The 18,372-nt window shown below is 35.1% G+C and carries 15 protein-coding genes; 11 read left to right on the top strand and 4 right to left on the bottom strand.

Features of this window, described 5'->3' with window-relative positions; translation table 11 throughout:
- Positions 1-193 precede the first annotated feature (193 nt).
- From JKA74_RS17815 to JKA74_RS17805, 3 genes are all read left to right on the top strand, one after another.
- Positions 194-1,570, top strand: a complete 1,377-nt coding sequence (locus JKA74_RS17815) for an aminotransferase class I/II-fold pyridoxal phosphate-dependent enzyme (protein ID WP_201432589.1) — start codon at positions 194-196, stop codon at positions 1,568-1,570.
- A 389-nt stretch (positions 1,571-1,959) separates the two neighbouring features.
- The gene (locus tag JKA74_RS17810; protein WP_201432588.1) at positions 1,960-4,401 is read left to right on the top strand and encodes an outer membrane beta-barrel family protein; all 2,442 of its coding nucleotides are present in this window, start codon (positions 1,960-1,962) and stop codon (positions 4,399-4,401) included.
- A gap of 180 nt (positions 4,402-4,581) precedes the next feature.
- Positions 4,582-6,018 (top strand): trypsin-like peptidase domain-containing protein, encoded by a 1,437-nt coding sequence (locus JKA74_RS17805; protein WP_201432587.1) that lies wholly within the window; start codon positions 4,582-4,584, stop codon positions 6,016-6,018.
- 38 nt (positions 6,019-6,056) lie between these two features.
- Here the strand turns inward: JKA74_RS17805 and JKA74_RS17800 are convergent, their stop codons facing one another.
- Entirely contained in the window at positions 6,057-7,043 is a 987-nt protein-coding gene (locus JKA74_RS17800; RefSeq protein ID WP_201432586.1) for a zinc dependent phospholipase C family protein, read from the bottom strand.
- Between the two features lie 282 nt (positions 7,044-7,325).
- Here JKA74_RS17800 and rpsT point away from each other — a divergent pair, with 282 nt between their 5' ends.
- The 3 genes from rpsT to JKA74_RS17785 all read left to right on the top strand — a co-directional run bounded on the left by rpsT (position 7,326) and on the right by JKA74_RS17785 (position 8,772).
- Positions 7,326-7,580, top strand: a complete 255-nt coding sequence (gene rpsT, locus JKA74_RS17795; RefSeq protein WP_201432585.1) for a 30S ribosomal protein S20 — start codon at positions 7,326-7,328, stop codon at positions 7,578-7,580.
- Between the two features lie 97 nt (positions 7,581-7,677).
- Positions 7,678-8,379, top strand: a complete 702-nt coding sequence (gene radC, locus JKA74_RS17790; RefSeq protein WP_201432584.1) for a RadC family protein — start codon at positions 7,678-7,680, stop codon at positions 8,377-8,379.
- Between the two features lie 24 nt (positions 8,380-8,403).
- Complete coding sequence (locus tag JKA74_RS17785) at positions 8,404-8,772, top strand: hypothetical protein (RefSeq protein WP_201432583.1); 369 nt, start codon at positions 8,404-8,406, stop codon at positions 8,770-8,772.
- A 30-nt stretch (positions 8,773-8,802) separates the two neighbouring features.
- On the opposite strand, the gene JKA74_RS17780 is transcribed toward JKA74_RS17785, so the two are convergent.
- Positions 8,803-12,732: an AsmA family protein gene (locus tag JKA74_RS17780; RefSeq protein WP_201432582.1), complete on the bottom strand. Its 3,930-nt coding sequence runs from the start codon at positions 12,730-12,732 to the stop codon at positions 8,803-8,805.
- A 116-nt stretch (positions 12,733-12,848) separates the two neighbouring features.
- Between JKA74_RS17780 and JKA74_RS20905 the strand changes: the two genes are divergently transcribed.
- Positions 12,849-12,977 carry a hypothetical protein gene (locus tag JKA74_RS20905; protein ID WP_262895946.1) on the top strand — a complete coding sequence of 43 codons (129 nt, stop codon included), beginning with the start codon at positions 12,849-12,851 and terminating at the stop codon, positions 12,975-12,977.
- A 28-nt stretch (positions 12,978-13,005) separates the two neighbouring features.
- Here the strand turns inward: JKA74_RS20905 and thiL are convergent, their stop codons facing one another.
- Both thiL and mce read right to left on the bottom strand, forming a co-directional pair.
- Positions 13,006-14,043, bottom strand: coding sequence for a thiamine-phosphate kinase (gene thiL, locus JKA74_RS17775; RefSeq protein WP_201432581.1), 1,038 nt, complete (start codon positions 14,041-14,043; stop codon positions 13,006-13,008).
- Positions 14,044-14,208: 165 nt separating this feature from the next.
- A complete protein-coding gene (mce, locus tag JKA74_RS17770) occupies positions 14,209-14,628 on the bottom strand; it encodes a methylmalonyl-CoA epimerase (RefSeq protein WP_201432660.1) in 420 nt (139 codons plus the stop codon).
- A 120-nt stretch (positions 14,629-14,748) separates the two neighbouring features.
- Here mce and JKA74_RS17765 point away from each other — a divergent pair, with 120 nt between their 5' ends.
- From JKA74_RS17765 to JKA74_RS17750, 4 genes are all read left to right on the top strand, one after another.
- Entirely contained in the window at positions 14,749-15,159 is a 411-nt protein-coding gene (locus tag JKA74_RS17765) for a hypothetical protein (protein WP_236587911.1), read from the top strand.
- Positions 15,160-15,172: 13 nt separating this feature from the next.
- The gene (locus JKA74_RS17760; protein ID WP_201432580.1) at positions 15,173-15,499 is read left to right on the top strand and encodes a HesB/IscA family protein; all 327 of its coding nucleotides are present in this window, start codon (positions 15,173-15,175) and stop codon (positions 15,497-15,499) included.
- 132 nt (positions 15,500-15,631) lie between these two features.
- On the top strand, positions 15,632-15,976 hold the full coding sequence (locus tag JKA74_RS17755) for a hypothetical protein (protein ID WP_201432579.1): 345 nt from the start codon (positions 15,632-15,634) through the stop codon (positions 15,974-15,976).
- A gap of 300 nt (positions 15,977-16,276) precedes the next feature.
- Positions 16,277-18,280 carry a Type 1 glutamine amidotransferase-like domain-containing protein gene (locus JKA74_RS17750; protein WP_201432578.1) on the top strand — a complete coding sequence of 668 codons (2,004 nt, stop codon included), beginning with the start codon at positions 16,277-16,279 and terminating at the stop codon, positions 18,278-18,280.
- Positions 18,281-18,372 lie beyond the last annotated feature (92 nt).

Genomic DNA, 18,372 nt, shown 5'->3' with positions numbered 1-18,372 from the left:
TATTCATCTGAAAATCAAGCTTATACCACTATTATTAAAATAGGATAATTAGATTAATAAATTTCCTTCTACTCATTTATTGCTTAATTTTGTTTAATTTAATACATTATGGGCATAAACATGTTTTAACATCAAAGGAAATAAACCGCTACATTTATATATAGTGAATTTTAACAACCAAACTTATTACATTATGTCAGACAACGTTCCAAATCCAAAAAAACATTATCATCTTTTTGATGATGATAATCTGGATCATCTATATTTCGATATTTCTAAAGACGGAGAAATAGATGCTAATAAATATTCTTTATATAATTTTACAGGGGATCCTAAACTGGAGTATGCAGAGTGGGAGAGCCGTATGGATATGATGAATAGCTGGTTTACAGATATGAAATCCCAAAATAGGTTTCTTTATGAAAGAGAGTCCATCAATGGGTCTAAAGTTATATCTAAGGTGGTTGATCCTAAAACCGGAGAAATTCGTGAAATGCTCAATTTTGCCTCCAATGATTATTTAAACCTCACACAAGACCCGCGCATTTGGGAGAAAGTAAAAGAGCTTTCACCTGAATATGGAGGAGGTGCCGGTGGAGTACCTTTATTAAGTGGCTCAATGACCATAATCAAACAACTGGCTCGTAAAATTGCTGATATGAAGGGCATGGAGTCTGCGATTGTATACAGTTCAGGATACGGAGCCAATTATGGTACTATATCTGGTTTGTTAGGACATAAAGATGTAGCAATTTATGATATGTTTGCACATGCCAGTTTGATTGATGGGAGTCGTGGATCCAATAAAAAATTCTTTCAACATAATGATCCGGTTTCGCTGGAAAAGGTATTGAAGGCCAATCAAAATAACTATATCAATAAACTGGTGGTTGTAGATGGTGTTTATTCAATGGATGGGGACATCGTTAAACTTAATGAAATATTAGATATAGCCCATTATTATGGGGCATGGGTATTAGTAGATGAAGCACATGCTACCGGGGTAATTGGTAAAACTGGTCTTGGCACATTAGAGCACTTTGGTCTGGAAGGTAAAGTTGATATTATTACCGGTACATTAAGTAAGGCGGTCGGTTCTATTGGAGGCTATGTAGCAGCGTCAGAAAGGCTGATCAATTACCTTAAATACACCAGTAGGTCCTATATGTTTTCTACCTCTCCTTATATTCCTTCTGTAGTAGCTTCTTTGGAGGCCTTGAATTTAATCACGGAGCAAAAGGCCAATAAAGATAAACTCTGGGAAAATATAAATTATGTAAAGAAGAGATTAACGAAAGCAGGGTTTAATATAGGAAATGCAGAAACGGCTATTTTCCCAATTATAATTGGGGATGATAATAAGGTAAAGGAGATGACATTCAGGCTACATGAAAAAAATATTTTTGTAAATCCTGTGCCATATCCTGCGGTGCCAAGAAAATTAACCCGTGTCCGTATGACGGTTACGGCAGGTTTTAACCTGGAACAGCTAAAGTACACACTTGATGAAATAGAACGAATTGGTGTGGAAATGGAAATTATTTCCCCGGTCAAAGCTAATGCTGTCTAATGATAATTGTTGCTTTTCCCTTTTTGGTACAAAACAAATTACTCTCACAATCCAACTCATTGATTTATCCCCTTCTGTTGCCAGGGCTTGCTCCCGGCAGAAGGGGATTTTGATTTTAAGTAGTTACTCTTAAGAATATTCTCCCCACATAAATTATTATCACTTTACTTTTGAAGGAGCTCTTTTTTACTCCGTTTATAGGTTAAACCCAGCCGGTTTGTTGTTCAGTGTTCGGAAACGCCACTGTTTAGTGTTCATAATTGAACATCTCTTCTATTGATTCTTTCAAAAAGTCCCATTTAAACTCAAATAAAGCCACTGAAAGAATATGGCACTAATCCTGCAACGAATGATGGTATCAGTACATCTAATATTTAAATAACAGTTAAATGCAAACCATCACAATCATGAAAACATTTTTAGCAAGCCTTATAATGATCATTAGCTTCCAGGCTTTGGCTCAGGCTCAAAACGGTACACTATCCGGATCGATTCTGGATGAAGCGCAAAAGCCGATTCCTTATAGTAACGTAGTAGTTTACTCTTTACCGGATTCAGTTATGATTACAGGAACTGTGACAGATGATTCAGGTAATTTCTCAATCAAGCTGAAACAGGATAATCAATTCTTTGTAAAAATATCGGCTGTAGGGTTTGATGTTTTTAATTCAAAACCTTATCACTTAAATGCATCACAACCCAATTTGAAATTGCCTGTTATTCAGCTTACAGAGGATATTAAGGTAATGGATGCAGTTGAAGTTAAAGCCATGCGACCACAAGTGATAGTTGAGGCGGATAAAATGGTAGTTTCAGTTGAAGGAACGGCTATGGCTGCAGGTGCTACTGCCTATGAGGTATTGGAAAAATCACCAGGTGTTTTTGTTGACCAGGATGGCAATATTCAGCTCAATGGGAAATCTGGTGTTCAAGTCATGATAGATGGAAGAAGATCTTATTTATCTGCTGCAGATCTGCAAAATATGCTACAGGGAATGTCTGCTGACAATATCAAAACTATTGAAATCATCAATAATCCATCCGCTAAATATGATGCAGAAGGTAATGCAGGTATTATCAACATCACTTTGAAAAGAAATAATATTCAGGGCGTAAATGGAAGTGTGAACGCAGGCTATCGATATAATGAAATGCAGAATTACAATACTGGCTTACAATTGAATCATAAAAAGGGCAATTGGAACTCTTTCATAAATGCTGATTTATCTCAAAGAGGAAGAATCAGAGATGCTGGTTTTTATAGAGAAATCACTCAAAACAATGGTGTTACCACAAATTTTGATCAGACGGGTAAAGAATATGTGAACAGAGTGATTCCATCATTAAGAGTAGGAACTGATTATGATATAAATGATATGCAATCAGTAGGAGTGATGTTCAATATATATGGTCAGGATGTTTACCATGATTTTAATATAGATACTGATTTGGAACAAGGCGCTGATGAATTTATGATTAATTCTGACAATCAGATTGATTATAGATTTTTAAATACTCAAGGTAATTTACATTATGTGTATAAGTTGGATACTAATGGTACCAAAATAACTACCGATTTAAATTATGTAAAATTGTTTAGTGATGGAGGCTCTTCTTTTACTAACAGCTATTTCCAAGAGGGTAGTTCAGAGCCTTATAGTGTAGAAAGTTTGGAGAACGAAAATCCTTTTGCTTATGATATTTATTCAGCTCAAGTAGATTTTGAAGGGAAGTTATTTAAGAAAATCAAAGTAGAATCAGGTTTAAAAGCCAGTCATGTGGTTTCAGATAATGAAATTAATTTCTATGAAATAGAAGATAATCAAAGAACATTAGACCCAGATAGAACAAATCACTTTATTTACACAGAACAGATTTTTGCAGCGTATTCTAGCTTTGCTGGTCAATTAGGTGAAAAGCTCACTTATAAGGTTGGTTTAAGAGCTGAACAAACCTATTCTGAAGGGGAGTCTTTGACTTACAATACGGTGAATGAAAGAAATTATTTTAATCTTTTCCCTAGTTTCTTTATGCAACACAATGTTTCAAAGGAATATCAAGTAAATTATAATTATAGTAGAAGAATTGACAGACCGAACTACAGCAATTTGAATCCTTTTGTGATGTATTTGGATCCTTATACTTGGGCGCAAGGGAACCCTTACTTAAAACCACAATTTACACATTCAATGTCAGTTACGCAGACTATTTTGGGTCAGTATAATTTAGTATTGAACTACAGCTTAACAAGTGATTTTATCGCAGAAGTACCTCAGCAAAATCCTGAAGATGGGACAACGGTTTTTATGCAGGATAATATTGATGACCAGATAAATTACAGCGCAACTGCCATAATTCCTTTACAGCCTTTTAAATGGTGGTCTATCAACGGTAATTTATCGGTTTTCCATCAAGAATTCACTACTTTTTTAAATGGAAATCAAGAAGAAAATAACGCAACTTCAGTATTTACGAGAGCAGGAAATACATTCGTATTACCGAACGATTTCAAATTAGAACTGAATGCCGATTACAGATCAAATACAGTTTGGGGATTATATGCAATCGGTGAACAATGGGGAATTGATTTTGCAATAAAGAAAAGCTTCTTAGATAAAAAATTAGATGCCTCATTAAATATCACGGATATTTTTAGAAGCAGAAGATTTGAAGGTAATTCCAACTTCAATGGTAATATCAATGAAATCAGCCAGTATTTCGGCCAGCAAAGCATTGGTTTTTCGCTTAGATATAGATTTAGCAAAGGTGAGGAATTCAAAGCACGCCAGCGCAATACCAATTTGGATGAATTGAACAGAGCAGGGGGATAAAATGTGTTTAAAAATAAATAGTTTGGTTTAGTTTAGGGGAAGGGGTGCTGAAAATTTTCAGCATCTCTTTTTTGTGTCTAATGGTTTTCATTCCATAATGAACAAAATTAATTTTAAGACGTATTTTGGAAAGATTTTTGTATAATGATTTTTCTATCTGGAATTATAATGAACACAAATATGAATACAAATTTAAAAACCTTATTGCTGGGATTTTTAGGAGGAATAGCTGGGGCTTGTATTATTTTTATCATCATACCTGCCGAACCAATCGAAGTGAATAATCAGGCAGATTACATGATGTCACCTGCAATATATGCTAATTATGAAGCTGCGGACAACCTAAAAGAAAGATTACCGCCAGAAAATTTTGTGGAAGCTTCCAGGAAAAGCACTCAAGGTGTAGTTTATATTAAAACAGTGTCGGAAAGATACGGAAGAAGTTCATGGCTGGATATGTGGTTGGGGGGCAGTGGCTCTATGCAACAAGTAGGATCCGGGTCAGGTGTTATTTTCAGATCGAATGGTTATATCCTTACTAATAACCACGTAATTGAAGATGCTGATAATATTGAGGTGGTTTATAAAAAAAGACAGTATGAGGCCAAATTGATAGGGAGGGATCCATCAACAGACCTGGCAGTATTGAAAATTGAAGCGGAGAATCTTCCCGTAATGGAGATAGGCTCTTCAAAAGACCTGGAAGTAGGAGAGTGGGTATTGGCTGTAGGCAACCCTTTCAATTTAAACTCAACAGTAACAGCTGGCATAGTAAGCGCGAAGGGTAGGGAGCTAAACATTTTGAAAAGTAATTTCCCGATAGAGTCATTTATTCAAACTGATGCAGCGATTAACCCTGGTAATAGTGGTGGTGCATTGGTGAATACCGCAGGAGAGTTGGTAGGTATTAATACGGCCATTTTGTCACAAACAGGTTCCTATACCGGCTATGGTTTCGCTGTTCCCATTGATATTGCCAAAAAAATCGCGAAGGATATCATTGATTTTGGTATTGTCCAGAAAGCTTTTATAGGGGCAGAAGTCAATACACTAACACCGGAACTTGCTGATAAAATGGATGTGGAAAATCTGGATGGAGTGGTAGTAAGTTATATCCAACAGGATGGAGCAGCCGAAAAAGTAAAATTGCAAAAAGGAGATATCATCAGGAAAATAAACGGTGAGAAAATTCGCTCGCACGCGGAGTTTGAGGAAAAATTAAGCTTGCGTTCCCCGGGAGATAAATTATACCTGACAATAGAACGAAACGGCAAAGAATTGGAAAAAGAATTGATGCTGACCAATAGTGAGAATACCACAAGTGTATTAAACAGGGTCACTTATTTTTCTAATGCCCTGGGCGTGGAATTTGAGGAGGTTCCCAAGATAGAGCGAAATTTATTGGACATTAAAAATGGAGTGAGAGTTGTTGATATTAAAAACGGATTCTTTAGGAAACTGAATATTGAAGAAGGATTTATCATAACGGCTATTAATGGAAACGCTGTAAATGACCCTAAGCAATTAGCAGCTACTCTGGAAGAAATAAAAGGAAAAGTGATTATTCAGGGAGTGAACAAAAAAGGAGTGAAAGGTTATTATTCCTATTATTTTTAGAGAATAAAATCCATGCCTGGTACCTTTGCCGGGCATGGTTATTCTATCCCGCTTTCATGGTTCCTTAGTGGATTGTCCTTATCAGGTTCTACATATTCCTCTATTTTTTCAATCGGGACATAATTATCCAGGAGAGCATTTAAGTTAGGTTGGCCTGCGTTTACCCAGGCTGTGTACCAGAAATCCCCCACCATTTTTATTGAATTACGCATTTGTCTTTCCACCTGCCCTGCCAAAGCCAAATGATAGGCTTTGGAAAAATCTCGTGAATAAACTCTCATGTTTACATTGCCTCTCAATTCAGAGCTATACTTTTCATCTGCTTTAAATTGTTTTGTCAGGTTTTTTTCTATTTGGAAAACAGAATCAAGGCATAAATGCGCCTGCTCCACTGCTTCCCATATTTCTATCTGCGTGTTTTCAATATAATTTGCTTTACCAACAAAAAAATCATAATCATCAGCGTACAGTTCAGGGAGCCGGGACTCCCAAAATCCATGAATGCCATACTGACCGCTTAGCTGGCCATTATAATTTTCAGTGGTATGAAGAGGAACATTGGCATCAGCAATGTAATGGCCCAAATCCGCTGAAATTCTTAGAATGTTTTCAACATCCTGCTTTTTAAAAGCCTCTGTAAGCTGATATGTTACGAATTGGACATGCCAGGGAACTATGCCGTAAGCTTTTAAGGTGTCTTCAGTATATTCTTCCACTGCATCAAACCAAAAGCGGGGTAGTTTATAAACTGCGCTATCGCCATAAACATCCAAATCTATATAATGTCGTGGTGCTTCACCTTTTACAGCATATCTCCTCCTGTCGGGGTTTACAGCATTTTCAGTAATATACTGAATATGCATTTTGTAAAACGTAATCATTTCAGGAGGGAGGGTGAAAACAGCAATACGGTTTATCTGCTGATGTCCATAAAACCCCCAAAGCGCTTTCTTTTCATTTTGAAATGATATTTGAGTGAAACCGGATAGCATCACTATTGCTATAGTAAGTGCGGTTCTTTTCATTTTTAATAATGCTCAATACTGGAAAATGACTATAAAAATAATAATTCAACTGAAGTTGTCCACTTTTTAAGTCATTTTAATATAAAAACCAGCTTAGGTTGAAGTTTTTCTACTAAATTTGACTTTAAGTGGGATTAATAAAAGCGATTGACTTTGGCTTTTTTTTGACCAAAAAGAAGTTTATCTGATTTTTATCTAAATTGCTTTTGTTAAATAGGCTGAAATCTATTACATTTGCAATCCTAAAAAGTAAGCAAGAAATACATTTGAATATATAATCACATGGCAAATCACAAGTCAGCATTAAAAAGAATTCGATCAAGCGCTTCAAAACGTTTGCGTAATCGTTATCAAGCGAAAACTACTCGTACTTATGTGCGTCAGCTAAGAGCAACTACTGACAAAACAAAAGCAGAGGAATTGTTGAAAAGTGTTACTTCTATGTTGGATAAACTGGCTAAGAAAAACATTATCCACAAGAAAAAAGCGGATAATAATAAATCTAAATTAGCAAAACACGTAGCTAGTTTAGCTTAATTTTTAAGCTTTAAGATATTTAGAGCCTCAACTATATCGGTTGAGGCTTTTTTAGTTTGTGGTAATTTTTTAACTTTTCCTTTTAAAAACAGGAAAAATGGAAGAAGAATATAGTCCAATAACCACAATTAAAACATGGGCTGAGGCAGATCGTCCACGGGAAAAACTGTTGGCAAAAGGCAGGGAAGTACTTAGTGATGCAGAACTGATAGCTATATTGATTGGTTCTGGTACAAAGTCACTTTCGGCTATTGATGTAGGGAAGAATATTTTAGGAGCGGCCAACAACAACCTGAATGTTTTAGCTAAATATTCAGTGAAGGATTTGATGAAATTCAGAGGGATTGGTGAAGCAAAAGCTATTTCTATTATGGCGGCACTGGAGCTTGGCAGAAGGAGGAAAGAAACAGCGGTCAATAAAAAACCTAAAATTACCGGCTCAACTGATGCATTTAATGTATTGAAACCCCACTTGCTGGATTTGCCCCATGAAGAGTTTTGGATTATTTTATTGAACAGGGCCAATCAACTGATCCAACTTAAAAGAGTAAGTAGTGGAGGGATTTCCGGAACTGTGGCAGACGTGAAGATGATATTCAAGGAAGCGATAGAGCAGTTGGCTTCAGGGATTATTTTAGCTCATAACCACCCTTCCGGAAATAAGCAACCTAGTAAGCAGGATATCAGTTTGACAAAGAAAATGAAAGATGCAGGTGCTATTTTGGAAATCCCTGTTTTGGATCATATCATTTTTGCTGAAGATCAGTTTTTTAGTTTTGCGGATAACGCAATGATGTAATTTTAATAAGTAAAGAGAATATCAATGGACAATAATCCTGAAATAAGTGGAAAATATTTAGGAACCATTACCGAAGACTTTGTTTTTGTATCCGATACACTTAAGGAAGCTTCTTATGCTGTTCGTAAAAGAGGGTTTTCTGATTATCCCATTTTTCCCATTTGTAAAGTAGAACAACCAATCGGTAAATTATTGATAGGTGCACAGGAACTCAATCTGAAATGGAATTATCATATTACCTATCTGGACGAATTTGTGCAACGTAAGATTATAGCAGAGGAAAAAATGGAAGACTTTAAAGCCTCCTACAAAGACCCGGATGAGTTTTGTTGCTTATTTGTCATCGATAACAACTTTACTAATTTTGTATTTATTCCTTATCCTGAGGATTAAGAATCTAGTCAACTTAATTTATCGTAATTTCTAAGGAAGGCCGATTACGCCAAAGATTGTTTCTATTGGTTCAGGAATTGTGCTGGAGATCAGTCCGCTAAGGAGTGAGTTGCCCATATGGTTAAAAACTGATTTACTGTAGTTTCTTTCAACGGAAATTTTCCCCTCTCTGTAGATATTAAATAAGTTGCCGGGGTTGTTTGATTTTACAAGTAAGTGGTTTAGTGACCAGTTAGCAACCTTTAACAGAAAACCCGGATGACCCGGATCCTCTTTGTTTAGTAACCTGAACCTTAGGTTTCTGTAAGGAAAAGACATCATTCCCTTAGATTTATGTTTTGTAGCTGTGACAGAAAAATCTATTTTTTCAATAACTCCGCTTTCCATCTTTACAAACAGAAGATGGGTAAATAAGGGGTTGAAAGCTTCAAATTTCATTTGCTCCAGATAGCCTTCATAGGTATAAAGATCTTCCGGATGATTCATATGGAAATCAAAAGCTATTTCTAATCTGCTTTCATCCAGAAAACTAGTGGAAGCAGTTACTTTCAGAGTATCTTTCATTGTGTAAATCAGAGAGTCATTAGTAATATTGAAAATCTGAAACCTGGTATCTGCCAGGGTAGTAACTCCCGGGCCGGTGCCATCCTTAGAAATTTCTGAATAAACTATTACTCCATCTTCCAGTGCAAGAGTGTCCAGTTGAAGGGGCACAGGGAAATCTTTTATAAATTGCTGTATCGTAGGTGGGTACCTATTAGGATCCTGCTCCACACGGCTATCTCTGTATATACTTCCATTCAAGCCATCCACAAGGATTTTTTCCATGATGAAATGTTGCCTGTTGAATAGTTCGTCAAAATTGATGCCTTCAACTTCAATACTCCCAATCTTAACATCAAAACGGTCTTCAGCATAATCAAGCTTATCGGTATATTCATCAATGAGGAAGAGTGGCTGATAATTAATACTGTCAATATGAATAAATTGCCCCTTTACAGAGGCTTTCAATTGATCTACACGTAGTTCATAAAGGCTATCAGGGGTGATGAAATTGTAGTCCTTTAATAATAAATCAATATCATCTACTGAGAATATATCTGTCAGATCATGTGCTTCCAAATCTGAAAGTTGAAGGTTTTCTACAAGTAATGAAAGATGCTCCAGTTCCTGACTCTCCCTTACACTATCATTTTTAAGTATTTCAAGTAAGAATTTGCCTTCCTCAATACGTAAACTGTCTATTTTAAATATGCTTACATATTCATCTATTTGTTTTTGTATATCCTCATCAATCTTTTCTTCAGTATTATCTTGTTTCAGGTTTTCTGAATCTTTGCTTTGTTGTTTCTCATTTGATTGCTGACCAATAGAATCCATTTTTTGCTGGTAATTGACCACCTGCTTATTCTGGAGAATGGAAACATCAGGAGCTGTCAGTAAGACTTCTCCGAAAGTATACAAGCCTGTATTGTAAGCATTGATGAGGTCAAATTTCTTAATGCTAAATTGATCTGAAGATATCTCAAATAAGTTGCGATGAGAATTATCAATTTCATTTTCTACTCTATACTCATGTAATTTATAATCAGGCCTTAGCTGAAAATGATTGGCCTTTAAATTACCTTCATCAGAGGCATAAAATAAACTATCCAAGGTTACGGTATAAATGCTGTCAGGTGAGTGGAAGGTGTAATTTTTAGCCTTTACTATTATATTGTCTACAGGTATGATGTTTTCAGTGTTTTTAATATTTTCGGGAGTAAGTTTCAGCTGGTTTACTTCTACTAAAAAGCCCTGCAGATTCTGGAAATTTGTCACATCAGCTAATCTTTCTATATAATCAGCGGTTCCATCAACTATCCTTATTGATTCCACACTTATAGGATTAATCCATTGGAATATTTCTTCTCCAGGGATCGTCTCAGAACTTTGGCTTTCTTCAGAATTGGTCTGTTTTGGCTTTATACCTCTACTAACATATATATCCGGACTTTGTAGCAGAATTTCTCCCATTTGCAAGCTCCCTTTATTGAAGGCCTCAACAATATTAAAATTGGAAATAGAAAAATGTCCTGCGGAAATTATCAAAGAATCAGCCTTATTTATTGGTAGCTCAGGACGTGATTCGTATTGAATATTATTTATTTCTAAATTTTCCTGATTGCTGGAGTAGCTTAAAGGCCCCATTTGAAAAGATTTTGCATTGCCTGGAGTAGTATATGAATAGTGGTTTAACCCCAAAAATATTTCCTCTATAGGAGCATAAGTTTTATTATGATAGGCTATAGCTGAGTCAAAATGGATACCGCTCAAACTGAGCCTTGCTTGCTCTATATGATGAAGCTTATGTACCTTATATTCTGTTGGGTATTGACTTAACTCAGCATTTGATATCAAAAACTCCTGAATATTAATTTCTTTCACAAAAAATGAAAAGCTATTGTAAATATCTTCTGGGGAAAATTCATTGCCCGAAGATTTTTGTTCAAAAGCTTTGGCAATACTGGCTGTAGGATTTAGAATAGCTATTTTATTTATATCCAGATTCGAATGCTTAAAAGCGCGGATCATATCAATACCACCAAATTGTATTTCTGGAATTGTAAAATCGACTAATTGTGCGCTTGCCTTTCCTGAACTATACCTTAGTTGTTTGTTTTTCGTGATATCCGATGAAAGCTTTAAATCTCTCAGTTTAAGATGGTCTTTCTTTGTGTTCATGTCCAGTTGGGCTAATGTGAAAGTGTAAGGGCTTTCTTCCGGCTGTAAAATGTAATCTTCTACTTTTAATGTCAATTGCTGCAAAGCGAGATTATTTCTGGGGTCAAAAACACTAAGGGAATCAAAAGAAACCTCTTCCAACAAGAGGTCCACATGCTCTATTTTTTGTATTAGTACGTCTTTGTTTTCCCTGGAATACATACTGACCTTGCTTCGGTTAATATTTAAATTATCTATTTCCGTAACTTCAAACAATTGCGCCAGGGCACGATAAACATCTGTTACAGTGATGTCAAGATCGGGGATTTCATAAAGTTTAACGAAGGTACTATCTATTAGTAATTCGTCAAGATGTAGTTTTTTAGTTTTTAAAGCTTCCATTAATTCAAGACCGTCCATTTTTAAAAGCGGGACTTGAATTTCGGGAGCTATCATAGGCCCGGCCATTTCTTTATGATCTCCTATGGCTGAAAAAGCTTCAAGCTTTAATTGTTGTTCAGCTATTGAATAACTGAAAAGGTCAAATTTCAAATTGTACACATTATTAGATGTGGTGAAGGATTGGTTTTTTAAGCTGATAAATAAATCATCCATATCAATCATCTCCCGAATATCCTCCTTGTCAAACGAATCAGCTATAAAATCGCTTACTTTTACATTTAGCTGAGGTATTTTGTGAACAGCCTCTTCCTTCTTTTCATATTTATGGTAGGAAATTTGAGCATCTTGCAAATCGAAATTGTCAATTCCAATGGAATTAATAGTCTCGCTAATATCCTGTTTCTTTTTCTTTTGAATTACACCTGTGTCATGAATCATCTTCACCTCTGGTTGATCAATTAATATAGAGTGGATGTTGATACGGGACCTGATCAGGTAATCTAGTACATTGATTCCTGAAACTTCTAATTCATCAGTTTTAACATCCAATAGGAAAGAACCAGCTTCACTTTTTGCTTTCAGTTTTTGATGTTTTGTGGAGTCGTAAGTCAGCTTTATATTATTTAAGCGGATAGTAGTTGACAAGAGATTGATGTCTAAATCCTCAAAATCTAATTCATATAATCCTTTTGTGTTTTGAGTGACTTGTTTTTTTAATAAGCGTTCAGTGTAGGGTTCCAGTACAGTTAAGAAAAGTATAGTAACTATAAGGATTAGGCCAAATATAACGGCAGAGATAATGCCTGTAACTTTCAATATTTTGCTTCCTGTACTTTTCTTCTTTGCTGAAGCCATTTCCTAGTGATATAGATTGAGATGGGGTTTGATTTAATATATTTTACGCAGCAATACGCTTAGAGGATACCTTTACCATCTATTTATCATTCGAGAAGTAAAAAAGTAGGGGTGATATGGAGTCTCTAAATTACAGAGGGTCTTCCATTAGAGGGTTTGAATTTATCTCAGGTTTGGAACAGGATTTTTCTGGTGAGGAAAAGAGAGTGCAATCAATAGAGTTGGTAACTTTCCCAAAGTTTTAAACTTTGGGAAAGTTACCAACTCTTTTTTTTAACTAAAATGATCCCAGCCCTGTGCCTTCAATGGAATCGGGTTGCCATTATTGGTGACTAAATTCAAGCCATTGGATTTTTCATTGATATAACCTATGAAATGAATGTCAGGATGATTCTTTACTTTTTCAAAGTCTCCTTGCGATATGGTAAAGAGTAATTCATAATCTTCCCCGCCATTTAAAATGGCTGTGTTCGGGTCTAGCTTAAACTCAATAGCTGCTTCCTGCATAGCACTGGCAAATGGAAGTTTGTCCTCATGGATGTTTAAGCCTACACCTGATTGAGTAGCGATATGGTGTAATTCGGAGGCCAATCCATCCGATATATCTATCATTGAACTTGGAACAATATTTAAATCCAACAGTTCGTGCACCAGGTCCATACGGGCTTCAGGCTTCAGTTGCCTGCCAACTATATAAGTATATTTATCCAGTTGGGGCTGCATATCCGGATTTTCCAGAAATACTTGTTTTTCTCTTTCCAATACCTGCAAGCCCATATAGGCAGCACCCAGGTCACCTGTTACACAAATAATGTCATTTAATTTGGCTCCGGATCGATAGGCTACTTTGCCTTTTTCTACTTTGCCTATTGCAGTTACTGATATCACCAGTCCGGCTTTAGAAGCAGTGGTATCTCCACCCACCAAATCTACATTGTAAGCTTCACAGGCAGCTTTCACGCCTTCGTAGAATGCATCAATAGCTTCGAGTGAAAAGCGATTGCTTAGCGCCAGGCTTACTGTAATCTGCTCAGCTATACCATTCATGGCAGCAATGTCTGATACATTTACCGCAACAGATTTATAACCTAAATGGTGTAAAGGAAAATAAGAAAGGTCAAAATGGATACCTTCCACCAACATATCGGTAGAAATTAACTGATAATGAGTGCCCATATCCAAAACAGCGGCATCATCTCCAATTCCTTTAACAGTATTACTGTTTTTATTGATGAAATTTCCTGAGATTTTGTCAATCAAACCAAATTCCCCTAACTTCTTTATTTCCGTTCTATCTGATGAATCGCTCATTTTAAATATTTTGTCGTTATAATTAGAATCCTTATTTTTGTGGTATGAAAACCAAGGCTTTAAGACTTTTCCTTTTTTTATTATTGGGACTTTTTTTGTTCTCAGCTTGTAATAAATCCTCTTTCCAGACTAGAAAAGGGAAGAAAAAACTGAAACACTACAATTCTATTCAGCATCAATAGTTCTGATTTCCTGGCATAGTTCTATCAATACGCCATTAGTATCTTTTGGATGTAGAAAACATACCATTTTGTTATCGGCACCTTTCTTTGGTTTATCATTAATCAGGGTAAAGCCTTCATTTTTGAGTCTTTCCATTTCCAACTCAATATCTTCTACTTCATAAGCTATATGATGGATGCCTTCACCTTTTTTCTGAATAAATTTGGCAATAGGACTGTTGTCATTGCTGGCTTCCAGAAGTTCTATTTTAGTTTCACCCATTTGGAAAAAACTCGTAATAACTCCCTCTGATTCCACAGCCTCTTCTTTATAGGCAGTTTTATTGAATAATTTAGAAAACAAATCTTTTGATTTTTCCATTTCCCGCACAGCTATACCAATATGTTCTACCTTTAACATCATGTAATCTTTATTCTTCATGTATATTCATTAACTTTGCAAAAATGCAGAAACTTTTTGATGGATAAAAAAGTTGAATGCATATCATTGAATTAATATCGTTTTTTACTTAAATTAGAACTGATGATGGAAACATCCACAGATGTACATATTGAGAGTGCCAGACTCCAAAAGGAAATAAAAAGCTATTTGGGGCTGAATAGTAGTGAACTTGTTTTTGAGTTTAGTAATCAGGAGGGTAAAACCAAACTTGATTTGATTACTATTAATCCAAGGCATAATCAATCGTTCCTTTTTCATTCCGAGCTAGGCTTTGATAAAGTAGATGCCTTAAAGAAAATGATGGAGTATGTCAGGAATTACAGGGAACAGGAAAGTCCTTATACAGTTCAGTGGATGACAAAGGATGAACGTGTGTTGCATACGTCCTATTTCAGGGCAAGCAATATACTGGATTGCCTGGATAAACTTTATTATGGGAGGGACCGTAATACCATCACAGTATTTAGCGTAGTTTTAAATCCGGTATCTTAAAATAGATAACACCATGATTACAGTAACAGATAGTGCAAAAACCAGATTATCAAAGTTGAAAATAGAAGAAGGTCATACACCTGAATCCAATGTTAGGGTTTCAGTTAAAGGCGGAGGTTGTTCAGGATTAATGTACGACTTAAGTTTTGACGAAAGCCTTAAGGATGGAGATGAGATTTTTGAAGACAAAGGCATTAAGCTTTTGGTGGATAAAAAAAGTATGCTTTACCTATTAGGAACCACTTTGGATTTTTCTGATGGATTAAACGGAAAAGGCTTTCAGTTTGTGAACCCAAATGCCACGCGTACTTGCGGTTGTGGTGAAAGTTTCTCAATATAGCTGTACTTGGCTCTTGAGTCAAAATATGATTCTATTTTATTAGAAAAAAACCGAATTATTTTGATGATTCGGTTTTTTTTTATTTCTATTAATTCCTAGATTCAAAAATGTTTAATCTTAACTTTATAAATCATGAAATTATTAATTTTATCTTTAATGACCTTTATTGTAATCAATAATTACAATTTGGGAATTACCTCAATAACAACTCATCAAATTCCAAATAGTGCTGGAAGAGACCAAGCATTTGTAGTATCCGGGAGTTCAATTCCTGGCGATTGTAGATTTTTACGCTGGAGTTCAATCCCTTCAGGCGCTACTTTATGGGGAAGTGTAACTAATAAAACATTGTCAATTACTTGGAACCAATCAGCAATCGGAACAACACAGACAATTGAAGCAACTTGTTTATGTGGGACCTCTCGTGATAATCTAGAAGAAGTGGTAGTTACTCAATCTTATACTATTATACCATAAAGAGAATTTATGTCAAATCAGATTAGTGAAATAAATAGGGTGTGGTGAAAGTTTTTCTATTCAATCGCATACCCATATATGATTTCCTTTTTTTGGATTCTAAAACCGAATTATTTTGATGATTCGGTTTTTTTGTTTAATTAGCACTATGCAATTAATAAAGCACTACAGGATTGTTCTTCATAATTTCGATTTTTTTCAATCGAAATCTCTACAGTTACGTGGATTGCAGCCTATTTTTGATTGTTAATAATACTTTTCCTCCCCGGAAGATTTATTTGTATTATTAATAATTTATCTATGTTTAAAAAAATCATCTTCTTTATAGGAAGCTTTTTATTTGTTCCTTTTTCAAATTTCTCGCAAGGTAATCTCATGTTAGTAGGTGGAGGATCCGAAAGTAATGGAGGCTGGAGTGATCTACCTTATAGCTGGATGGTGGAGAATGCTTCAAATAAAAAAATTGGCATTATTAGTTATAATGAAGCAGATGAATGGCTTCCTAATTATTTTAAGAGTTTAGGAGCGGCTGAGGCAGACAATATAAAAATAAGTTCAAGAGCCGAGGCAGCAACTTCAGCTATGTTTAACCAACTTAGTGAATATGATGCCTTGTTTTTTAAAGGAGGTGATCAATCAAAATATTATGAATTCTATAAGAACACCTCTGTCCAGCAGGCAATTGAAACTATTTACAATAGAGGCGGTGTAATTGGTGGAACAAGTGCCGGCATGGCTATTTTATCAGGTGTAATATTTACCGCAGAAGCAGGGTCAGTCTATCCAATAGATGCCTTAGAGAATATCAACAGTCAGTATTTTACCTTAAATAATGATTTTCTTTCTTTTTATCCGCACTATATTTTTGATACACACTTTGTTGAAAGAGGTAGAACTGCACGCCTTATTGGATTTTTGGCCCATTGGTTTGGTCAACAAGGAGAAATGATTACAGGAATTGGTGTTGATGATAAAACGTCTTTATGTATTGATTCTGAAGGATTAGGGACTGTTTATGGCACAGGAGCGGCTTCCATTTATTTTCCAGAAAAATTTGATATAGAGAATAATCAAATCACTGATTCTGAAATTAAGTCTGCACAATTGACTCATGGTCAAACCTATGATTTAAATCTGGGGAAAATAAGCGATAGAACATTGGCAAAGAGCTCTGATCCAATTATGAATGGGGCTTATTATCAAGTATTTGGTTCAGGAGTAAAATCCATTTCCGACAACGAATCTTTACTGACTGAAGTTTTGCAAAGTAATTTAATGGATGGTAATATTATAATTTTAGCTGATGAGGATGATAATTTAGCTGAATCCTACAAAGACTATTTTGAAGAAAACCAAAACCGGAAGGTTTTTATAATCACTACTTCATCTGAAAATAATGGTGAAGATAAAGCGGGCTTACGAAATCTCATTCGGCAGTCTGGCTTGATCCTTATTTTAGATGGTATTCAAATAAACAATTTCTTTTCAGGTGGGCCTACAGGAGAGCTATTGCTTAATCATTTAAAAAGAAATAATGTGAGTAGCATTTTCCTAGGTGATATAGTTCAGCAGGTAGGAAAAAGTTATAGCACTAATATTTATTCGGATCCTTTTAACGCTTATTATAATGATTTAATTTTTGATGAAGGTCTTAATTTACTTTCTGATATCAATATAATTTCTAAATCATTTGAAATAGATGCAAAGGATTTTTACGAAAACATAAGCTCCTCATTAGTTGATCGTATTTTAACTGAAGAATTATCATATGGAATATATTTAACCGGCAATTCATATTTTTCTTATATAGTGACTGAGTCATCAGAAGCAGTGTTAAAAACTGGTGGCAATTTGCCTTCTGTAATAATACATAATGGAAGTACACTTTATGAACAAACTTCCCAAACTGTAAATGGTAATATAAGCAGAATGCAATATGCCTTTGATAGCTTGACTTTCAAAATTTCCCGAAATACTGATATTTTATTAGGTGCTGTAGAAGAAAAAGAGCAGGAAGATTATGAGTTGGAGGAGGAAACAGTACTTTCTAATTTGGATACTGTACTGTATGATAATATTTTATTGAATAACCCGGTAAAAGATATTATTAGAATAAATTTACCACTATCTGAAATAGAGGAAATTAATATTTTTAATACAAATGGGAAACTAGTATTTATAAAGAAAGATACAATTAGGGATAACCATATAAATTTAAATCATCTTTCTGATGGACACTATCTAATAATTATTAAAAAGAAAAATGATAACTTATATTATGTAAATAAAATGATAAAAAACTAATCATTTCAATTTGCTTTTTATTTAGGATATATTTAATATTACATACGGATGAGACCAAATAATATATATAGAAGCTCTAAAGCCATTCCTGT

The sequence above is a fragment of the Marivirga aurantiaca genome (assembly GCF_016679925.1).
Classification (GTDB): domain Bacteria; phylum Bacteroidota; class Bacteroidia; order Cytophagales; family Cyclobacteriaceae; genus Marivirga; species Marivirga aurantiaca.
This window is presented reverse-complemented; position numbering and strand designations above follow the sequence as displayed.

Excerpts from the sequence above, each read along its gene's own strand:
- JKA74_RS17815 (WP_201432589.1), top strand. The coding sequence starts at position 194 with ATGTCAGACAACGTTCCAAATCCAAAAAAACATTATCATCTTTTTGAT.
- JKA74_RS17805 (WP_201432587.1), top strand. The coding sequence starts at position 4,582 with ATGAATACAAATTTAAAAACCTTATTGCTGGGATTTTTAGGAGGAATA.
- JKA74_RS17800 (WP_201432586.1), bottom strand. The coding sequence starts at position 7,043 with ATGAAAAGAACCGCACTTACTATAGCAATAGTGATGCTATCCGGTTTC.
- rpsT (WP_201432585.1), top strand. The coding sequence starts at position 7,326 with ATGGCAAATCACAAGTCAGCATTAAAAAGAATTCGATCAAGCGCTTCA.
- JKA74_RS17765 (WP_236587911.1), top strand. The coding sequence starts at position 14,749 with ATGATGGAAACATCCACAGATGTACATATTGAGAGTGCCAGACTCCAA.
- mce (WP_201432660.1), bottom strand. The coding sequence starts at position 14,628 with ATGATGTTAAAGGTAGAACATATTGGTATAGCTGTGCGGGAAATGGAA.
- JKA74_RS17760 (WP_201432580.1), top strand. The coding sequence starts at position 15,173 with ATGATTACAGTAACAGATAGTGCAAAAACCAGATTATCAAAGTTGAAA.
- JKA74_RS20905 (WP_262895946.1), top strand. The coding sequence starts at position 12,849 with ATGGAGTCTCTAAATTACAGAGGGTCTTCCATTAGAGGGTTTGAATTT.
- JKA74_RS17780 (WP_201432582.1), bottom strand. The coding sequence starts at position 12,732 with ATGGCTTCAGCAAAGAAGAAAAGTACAGGAAGCAAAATATTGAAAGTT.
- radC (WP_201432584.1), top strand. The coding sequence starts at position 7,678 with ATGGAAGAAGAATATAGTCCAATAACCACAATTAAAACATGGGCTGAG.
- JKA74_RS17785 (WP_201432583.1), top strand. The coding sequence starts at position 8,404 with ATGGACAATAATCCTGAAATAAGTGGAAAATATTTAGGAACCATTACC.
- thiL (WP_201432581.1), bottom strand. The coding sequence starts at position 14,043 with ATGAGCGATTCATCAGATAGAACGGAAATAAAGAAGTTAGGGGAATTT.
- JKA74_RS17810 (WP_201432588.1), top strand. The coding sequence starts at position 1,960 with ATGCAAACCATCACAATCATGAAAACATTTTTAGCAAGCCTTATAATG.
- JKA74_RS17755 (WP_201432579.1), top strand. The coding sequence starts at position 15,632 with ATGAAATTATTAATTTTATCTTTAATGACCTTTATTGTAATCAATAAT.
- JKA74_RS17750 (WP_201432578.1), top strand. The coding sequence starts at position 16,277 with ATGTTTAAAAAAATCATCTTCTTTATAGGAAGCTTTTTATTTGTTCCT.